This window comes from Puniceicoccus vermicola (genome assembly GCF_014230055.1).
Lineage (GTDB): Bacteria > Verrucomicrobiota > Verrucomicrobiia > Opitutales > Puniceicoccaceae > Puniceicoccus > Puniceicoccus vermicola.
The window spans coordinates 1-5,953 of the sequence record NZ_JACHVA010000058.1; the positions used below are offsets into that span (position 1 = coordinate 1).

Genomic DNA, 5,953 nt, shown 5'->3' on the forward strand with positions numbered 1-5,953 from the left:
TGCTATGGCTTCAGCTCCTGCTCGATGCCAAACTCCAACCACCCCCGGAATCCACACCGGTCCATGGACGGGAGATCGCCTGCCCGCGCTGCGGAGGCCCCATGCGCAAAATCAAAAAGATGCCCCGGGCCCCTCCAGCCCATCGTAACGAACACTTCTTCCACGCCGTGGCCGCATGAACTCTTTCATGACCAGCCGCACCCCGTTGATCTCCGTCGATGCCCCGCCGGAGCCCGGTTCCTCTGTGCCCACCCCATGAATACGACAGAAATGGATCCGAAAAACCGATCGGACGCCCTTCGCCACTACCCCGGGTCAGCTCGATCTCTCGAAAACCTCCCCAAAACCAACCGCCATCTCCGGCCCGGGACATACAGTCAGGCAAAAACGAGCCTGATAGAAAACGCATAAGCCGACCGTAGACCAAAGGCGCTCAGCGGCTTGTCCAACCATCGTTCAAGTCCGAGCCTCGTTCCTCGGCTCGGCTAGAACGTTTATTGTTCGGATTTTAGTCGGTGAGTTCTTGCTGCTAAGTGGATGCAAAAGGTAATAGAAAAAACCGAAGCAAACGAGATCAAAGACAATAAAGCAGCCTTTTGATTCGGCGCCAGAAGGATTCCGATGGCGAAAGGCGTAAAGAAACCGCCAAGTCCCAATGGCGTAATGCTAGGGGCTAAAAGAAAACTATGGGACAAGCTCTGTAGGAATAAACTAGAGTTGGAATTCTTTCCCTTCTTTTCTTTAATTTTTCTACATACTTGCCGGTCGATAATGAAGCCCGCCCCCAAGGCGATGAAAGACCCGAATCCAAAGACTAGAAGTAGTAGTTCACCTTCACTCATTTTTTATTCCGAACGTGGAGACCAGACAACCAGCCTAGGAGGCTCAGGTGTCCGGTTGATTTTTAGATTTGGCGGAACGGTTCACTGGTTGTCTGTGTCGTTTGGTTCTGGCGAGTCCTGCTTATAGAGCCATTGCCCCCAAGTCTGCATCCGCTCTCTGAGAATCTCATTTATCTTCAAACTGCTTTCAGAATTACCGAAAGCGGAATTGTCTAAGAACTTCTTTCCCGTAGGAGTGCTGAAGAAAAATAGAATCTCCTTCATTTCGTCTTCTGAATAGGTCGAATCCAGAACGAACGCGATTTCAGTCTGGACGTGGTCTACCGTGTTGCCGGAATTCTCTTCCCATGTTTCTACGACTGATGGATCGGCTTTTCTCATGCTGGGCGGCCACGATCTCAACATTTCTTTAGAATAGATGACTTGAGCCAAAGCCATTGAGGGCGCGCTGGGTTTAGCGGTAGGAGGCTCAGCAGCAAAAGAAGATGCGAAAAATAGGAGGAAGATGAATGATGTCAGTAATTTCATTTTTTCTAGAACGTGAAGGCTAGGCGGCCCAGTCTGCGGGGTTCGAAGTTCTTGGGATTGTCGATTTCACGGGCGGTAAATCTGGGTTGCCTAGGCCGTCTGGATATGGCTCCGATATTGGCCATCCCGTTCGTCCTCGGCAACTGCTTTCTCTTCTTCGGTTCGCTTTTCTTGCACCACCGATTTCACGGATTTCACAGATCAAAGGATTCTATCTTCACTCTCCCATCCATGCTATCTAGGTCATCCGTGGTTTGAAATTCTTCTCTCTCCCATTTCGTAGAGGTGCATCGATGGAGTGGAGGCGCAGCCCCCGGAGTTGTGAGGACTCTGCGATATGATAATATTTTAGTTAGTTCCATTCGATCTTTGTAAGTGCGAATATCAGGTAAATCGATACAGCTGCTGAGGGTATCGCGATAATCCATTTCGTAAATGTTTTTGAACTAAATACTCGGATCGAGATCGCGGCGGCGTATCCGCAGAATGTGATGACTAACGGGCTAGCAAAAAGCAGTGCGATCGAAAATAGCATCGAAACCCTCTCAGCCTCGGCGTTGCCAAACAAGATGAACGTCGTAAGTGAAGACACAGCCCAACAAACGAGGAAAGCCAATATGACGATCCAGCCACCGATGATTAGCTTAGTGTGCTTCGTTTTCTTCATATCGTGGAGGAGACTCAAGGAGTGAGCGAGGGACGAGCGAACGGAGTTGAGACCTCCGTCTGGATAGGTGATTCCATGGCGATTAACGGTATAGGACAAGAGAGATCCATCCGCTTAGAAAGATAATGCAACAAGCAACAAACCCTAAGGCAATGCGTGCACCACTTGGCCCATACGCACGATTTGGGAATTCCAGCAGAAAAGCAAAAAGACTGGGATATCCTGACCAACGCTTCCAAAGTCCAAGACGAAAAAATTCCCTTTTTCTTATGGTAAACCAGAGGAGGTAAATCCCTGGGAGCAATAGCAATGCAGGGACCATCCAGAGTTCCTTTGCTTCTATTCCTTGCATTTTTCTTACCTATCGTGGAGGTGTATCGATGTAGTGGAGGCGGAGCCGTAACGGAATTGATACCACCGATTTGTTCGGGTTTGTTCTCAGTTATCCGCGAGGTAAGTCGCGAGATCGTGGCTAGACCAACCGCCTCGCCCAGGTCTCCCAGGAGTTCCACTTAATCCTGGTCTACCCGGCCTGCCCCCAAAACCAGGAGTCCCGGGAGTGCCACCGATTCCTGGGCGGGAAGGTAAGCCTGTGGCTTCTCTTAAAAAGCCAATTGCGGAATTACGGGAATCATACAGGACGCCGTTCTCAAACCATCCAATGTGGCTGCCTCTAAGTGAGTATACATTTATTCCGAAAATCCATGCGGTAACTGATCCACGATTATTCCTTATGCAGTCCCGATCTAATATGCAGGTAGCTTGCCCGTTACGATTGTATATCCAATTGCTCATAATAATTTTTCTCCCGAACGGTGAGCTGTGGCATGGAGTGAGCGAGGGACGAGCGAATGGAATTGATCACCAGCGACTGGTTCTGATTTTCATCCTTCGATTCCGGCATCTGTAAATCCAGTGTCATGATTTCCTCTGACTACAATTGTATGCCCCCAGAAAAGGTCGCCGTCGTTATAGGCAAACTCTACACTGCCGTTCGAGTCTAAATTCAAGTAATCGAGTGTCATTTGTTTACGAAATGCTTTCTCAGATATCTCTGAATCACCATCGTTTAGCCAAAATCCATTCTTGGTTTCCAGAAGTTCGCTTACTGCACAGTCTCGCGCGTCCTGATCCAATTTCTTTATCTTCTTCCAAATTTCTTGTGCTTGCTTCGCTAATTCAGAAAACTCCTCCCCCTCGGAAGTATCTAGGTAAATGGAAACATGTCTGAGTCCATATCGTTTCTTGCCCTCATACCAGTTTACACTTCGGTCGAGCGTGAAAGTTCCAAGATGTGGAACCTTATGGCAAACTGGCTGCTTTAGATTCTCCGCGATTTCGTTCAGTTCATCGTCCTGTGCGTTCGCATTCTCGAGATTGATTAATAACGCCTGTTTCTTATCAAATCCCTCAAAGTCTGCCACCTTCGCTTTGAATGATACGATCGCATATGGTTCAATTTTTTTCGTGAGCTCTCCAGTCTTCTCTTCTGGCACAATTTTCCTTAACGTCATTCCATTTTTTTGAAGAATGCCTTTAGAGTCTTTCCATGCGACCAGCCCAATTGAAACAGTCCAATCTTTCTCCCCCTTCGATTTGGAAGCACCTGGGCCACTAGCCTCAACAAGACCCAGGAAAGATTCTGTAGGTTGCTCGTTTAGTGATGCATAAATCTGTTGTTGGCGCCTTCTAGCCTTTTCGAATATGTCTTCCATCGATTACTTCAGAACGTGGAGCTCTAGCGCGGCGCGTTAGCGACGTTGCCCAGTAGCGACAGGTTCGCGTTCAGTTGATTTCGATGCTCCATATCAGCTGAATCTCCTCCGGAAAATCCTGATAATGAAAACGGTTGATACTCTGTAAAGAGCAGCCCATCCTTGCGTAAAATCGACAGGCGCCAAGATTGTTGTTCTGGGTCTCGATCTTCATTTTCTTACATCCTCGCGATTTCGACCACCTTAGAGCTTGGGAGAACAATTGCGATCCTATTCCTTGACCTCTGTGTTGCGACGAAACCCTGATATCCCACAGCACCGACAGATCGGAACGCCCCTCCAGCATATGGACGCCCTCGGTATCATACGCAACCAAACATCCGCCCACATGCTCCCCGCCAACGAGAGCGTGAAAGACCCCCCACTTCGTGAGGTCCCATGATCTTGCCCATTGTATTGGTGGTTCAATTGCATCGTAATTTTTCTCTTTTTCGGGTATCGTCCTTTCTCTTAAAATGATATCTCCCAAGCCCCGCTCCGGGATCACGGCATCGAGTATCACAGAATATCGGAAGTATGATGTAATACGAGCATACGCTTCCAGAACCGCTTCGGGTTGCTCGTTCAGCTCTACCTCAGTAATTTCTATCATTTCTCTGCGAACGGTGAGCTGTGGCGCGGAGTGAGTGAGGAACGAGCGAACGGAGTTGACCACCAGCGACTGGTTATGATTTCAGAAGGTAGAAGCATATGATGCCTGCTAGAACGTTTAGGATTAATGAACCGGCTGCGGATAGTCCTAATTTGATGCAGCTGTTTTTTGAGCTAGCTGCAACCTTTGCTAAAGCATCATCGTCCCCGTTCGTAAGCTGGAAGACACTGAAGAACTTCGATTTGTTTGCCCAATAAGCCATTTTAGAGTTTAGCCCTCTTCCGAAATCTCGAAGGATCATAAATCCTCCGAAGAGCACAGGAGCTAAAGCGATAAGTGCTTTTTCTTCAAACAATGCGTGGAAATACGCGCACGCTCCAGAGAGAACTAAAATCGGAAGAATCGATAAGCTAAGTTGGTCGATCAACCACTCATATTTTCCATAAATTCGATGCACGCTCATAAACGGATGCGGCTTGTTGCGTGCTTCGACCCATAGGTTGATAGAATGGAAAACCTCCTCTGCGTAAATTTGACCGCTTCCATTGACGGTTGCACAGGTTGAACCCATTTCGAATTCTAGATTATCTATATCGTTTGGCGATTTCGATAATGCGGCCTGTAAAAACACGAGGGGATTTATCGGATTCGAAATTCTGACCGTGATGCTTGTCTCGTTCTCATGTCCGTCAATGAGATGCTCGGCCGCCCAGTGCAGAACAACTCGCTCAGTTTGCTTCCCTGTGGCAATCTTATCGAAGTTTTGAAGGTCACCTACAACCCCATCGTGATGCGTCTTATCGGAATAGGATATCAGAAATGAGAACTTTACGTCGGAGGGATTTAGCTGGCCTAACTTTTCATTTACTTTGTCAAATAGTTCCTTAAGAGCCCTCGGGTCACAAAGATAGACTTGACTGAAGACTTTCGTCACCGCGCCAATGCGTGACTTCGTCAGGGTGTATGGCTTTCCGAGAAGTGCTAGTGAGTTTGTTAGGTCGTTCATTTCTTTTTCATAACGTGAAAGCCATACGCGGAAGTCAGCGCGGAGCGCTGGCTGGAGTTGTATGGGCTGACTGGTTCTGCTCAATTTCTTTTAGTTCTCTTTCAATTCCCCAAGCTCTTGTTTCTTTAGTCTCAGCGTTGATCCAAATAAGAGCATTGATTCCGCCTGTCATGTGCTGAACTTGAACTTGCCAAATCTTTGATTCCGGACTTCCCAATCCATCAATTTCTTCTTCAAGTTGGAAGCTGAAATCAGGGATAAGCCTTTCCTCCGCGAGTAAACCGTAAGTCTGAAACCAATACTCGCTTGCTAGTCTCTGTGCTTCCTCTTTTTCCGATTCGGTGAGTCTCTTGAAGCCGAATTCGGCAAGAAGATCAGACTCAACAATTCCTTTCTGTCCTTCCTGCGGTTCATCTTCGTTTGCTCCCGTTCCATCGTTGATAAGTATGAATCGACTGAAATCTGCGTCATCCAATTCTGCGGCCCATAGCAGGGGACTGAGGATAAGTAGAATGACGATTGTTTTCATTTTTCTGCAGAACG

At 47.7% G+C, this 5,953-nt stretch carries 7 protein-coding genes; all 7 read right to left on the bottom strand.

Annotated features, from left to right (window positions below; translation table 11 throughout):
* Positions 1 to 494: 494 nt before the first annotated feature.
* Positions 495 to 842: a hypothetical protein gene (locus H5P30_RS07535; RefSeq protein ID WP_185692356.1), complete on the bottom strand. Its 348-nt coding sequence runs from the start codon at positions 840 to 842 to the stop codon at positions 495 to 497.
* Positions 843 to 923: 81 nt separating this feature from the next.
* Positions 924 to 1,370, bottom strand: coding sequence for a DUF2059 domain-containing protein (locus tag H5P30_RS07540; RefSeq protein WP_185692357.1), 447 nt, complete (start codon positions 1,368 to 1,370; stop codon positions 924 to 926).
* Between the two features lie 1,105 nt (positions 1,371 to 2,475).
* Complete coding sequence (locus tag H5P30_RS22650; protein WP_425504932.1) at positions 2,476 to 2,832, bottom strand: 4-fold beta flower protein; 357 nt, start codon at positions 2,830 to 2,832, stop codon at positions 2,476 to 2,478.
* Between the two features lie 89 nt (positions 2,833 to 2,921).
* Complete coding sequence (locus tag H5P30_RS07545; protein WP_185692358.1) at positions 2,922 to 3,752, bottom strand: DUF2262 domain-containing protein; 831 nt, start codon at positions 3,750 to 3,752, stop codon at positions 2,922 to 2,924.
* Positions 3,753 to 3,822: 70 nt separating this feature from the next.
* Positions 3,823 to 4,404: a GNAT family N-acetyltransferase gene (locus tag H5P30_RS07550; RefSeq protein WP_185692359.1), complete on the bottom strand. Its 582-nt coding sequence runs from the start codon at positions 4,402 to 4,404 to the stop codon at positions 3,823 to 3,825.
* Positions 4,405 to 4,477: 73 nt separating this feature from the next.
* A complete protein-coding gene (locus tag H5P30_RS07555) occupies positions 4,478 to 5,410 on the bottom strand; it encodes a hypothetical protein (RefSeq protein WP_185692360.1) in 933 nt (310 codons plus the stop codon).
* Between the two features lie 34 nt (positions 5,411 to 5,444).
* Positions 5,445 to 5,953, bottom strand: a 509-nt coding sequence (locus tag H5P30_RS07560) for a hypothetical protein (RefSeq protein WP_221774319.1), incomplete at its 5' end; no start/stop codon positions are given.

What these genes read in the sequence shown, in the direction of transcription:
- H5P30_RS22650 (WP_425504932.1), bottom strand. Translation starts at nt 2,832, where the DNA reads ATGAGCAATTGGATATACAATCGTAACGGGCAAGCTACCTGCATATTA.
- H5P30_RS07545 (WP_185692358.1), bottom strand. Translation starts at nt 3,752, where the DNA reads ATGGAAGACATATTCGAAAAGGCTAGAAGGCGCCAACAACAGATTTAT.
- H5P30_RS07550 (WP_185692359.1), bottom strand. Translation starts at nt 4,404, where the DNA reads ATGATAGAAATTACTGAGGTAGAGCTGAACGAGCAACCCGAAGCGGTT.
- H5P30_RS07540 (WP_185692357.1), bottom strand. Translation starts at nt 1,370, where the DNA reads ATGAAATTACTGACATCATTCATCTTCCTCCTATTTTTCGCATCTTCT.
- H5P30_RS07535 (WP_185692356.1), bottom strand. Translation starts at nt 842, where the DNA reads ATGAGTGAAGGTGAACTACTACTTCTAGTCTTTGGATTCGGGTCTTTC.
- H5P30_RS07555 (WP_185692360.1), bottom strand. Translation starts at nt 5,410, where the DNA reads ATGAACGACCTAACAAACTCACTAGCACTTCTCGGAAAGCCATACACC.